3 protein-coding genes are annotated in these 1,212 nt (G+C 73.4%); 2 read left to right on the forward strand and 1 reads right to left on the reverse strand.

Annotated elements, in window-relative coordinates:
• The coding region (locus AOK24_RS43355; RefSeq protein ID WP_159052216.1) for a cytochrome P450 at positions 1 to 233 on the forward strand (233 nt) is incomplete at its 5' end.
• Positions 234 to 245: 12 nt separating this feature from the next.
• Entirely contained in the window at positions 246 to 434 is a 189-nt protein-coding gene (locus AOK24_RS43360; protein WP_055725330.1) for a ferredoxin, read from the forward strand.
• On the opposite strand, the gene AOK24_RS43365 is transcribed toward AOK24_RS43360, so the two are convergent.
• On the reverse strand, positions 421 to 1,068 hold the full coding sequence (locus AOK24_RS43365; RefSeq protein WP_240554414.1) for a hypothetical protein: 648 nt from the start codon (positions 1,066 to 1,068) through the stop codon (positions 421 to 423). The two genes, AOK24_RS43360 and AOK24_RS43365, sit on opposite strands and share 14 nt — an antisense overlap.
• Positions 1,069 to 1,212 lie beyond the last annotated feature (144 nt).

The raw sequence follows: 1,212 nt of genomic DNA on the forward strand, positions 1-1,212 counted from the left end.
ACGACGACCCCGACGCCCTCGACTTCCACCGGCCCGCCCGCCACCACGTCTCCTTCGGCTTCGGCATCCACCAGTGCCTCGGCCAGAACCTCGCCCGCGCCGAACTGGAGATCGCCCTGCACGCCCTCCTCACCCGGCTCCCCGGCCTGCGCCTCGCGGCCCCCGCCGACACGATCCCCTTCAAGGCCGGCGACACGATCCAGGGGATGCTGGAACTCCCCGTGACCTGGTAGGAGGCTCCGGACATGCACATCGACATCGACACGGACGTCTGCATCGGCGCCGGACAGTGCGCCCTCACCGCGCCCAAGGTCTTCACCCAGGACGACGACGGCTTCTCCGCCCTGGTCGACGACCACGCGGACCACCTCGACGACCCCCTGATCCGTGAGGCGGCCCGCGCCTGCCCGGTCTCCGCGATCACCGTGAACTAGCGGCACACCCCACAGCCGGGCCCTCCAGCATGCCTCCCGTGTAGAGGGCCTGGCCGCGCGGCATCCAGTACCCCAGCTTCGAGACGACCGCCGTGCAACTGTCCCCGACGGCGGCTTCGACGACCACCGTGGACGGACGGCCGGGCTGGAGGTCGGTCAGCGCGCAGTCCAGGGCGTACGCAGTACGCGTCTGCTCCGGGTAGCGGCCGACCAGGGGGTTCACACAGCGGGGGTCGGCCGTGGTGAGCGTCGTCCCCGCCACGCCGATCACCCCGAACCGCCCGCTGCCGTCGCCGAGTTCGCTGTCCCGGGAGACCGTGTACGTCAGGGTCGTCACCGCGTTCGGGGCGAGCGTCCGCCGGTCCACCTCGATCCGGTGCGTCGGCTTCGGGGCGGGCGCGGTGAAGGTGAGCCTCGCGCGGACGGTGCCCGTGAGATCGACCCCGGCCGGCGCGGAACGGACCGTGACCGTCGCCGTCACGTCGTAGGTGCCGGGCCCGGGGTACGGGGTCGAACCGGGCAGCGTCCCCGAGGCGACCGGCACACCGTCCCGGGTGGCGGTCCAGGTGCCGGAGGTGAGACACACGGGCCGGACGCCGGGGCGGCGACAGGTCGCGGGAGCGGAGACCGCCATGATCGGAGTGCCGGTGCCCGCGCACAGACTGACCCGGGCGAACCGGCCACCGGGCCCACGGAGGGAACCGGCGGGGGAACAGAGGGTGGCGGGCGGTTCGGGAGCACGGGAGCCTCTGTACGCCGCCGGGGCTGCGGGCGCGGT

Origin of the sequence: Streptomyces niveiscabiei (assembly GCF_001419795.1) — a bacterium.
Taxonomy (GTDB): domain Bacteria; phylum Actinomycetota; class Actinomycetes; order Streptomycetales; family Streptomycetaceae; genus Streptomyces; species Streptomyces niveiscabiei.

Coding starts and splice junctions, on each gene's coding strand:
- AOK24_RS43360 (WP_055725330.1), top strand. CDS start 246: ATGCACATCGACATCGACACGGACGTCTGCATCGGCGCCGGACAGTGC.
- AOK24_RS43365 (WP_240554414.1), bottom strand. CDS start 1,068: ATGGCGGTCTCCGCTCCCGCGACCTGTCGCCGCCCCGGCGTCCGGCCC.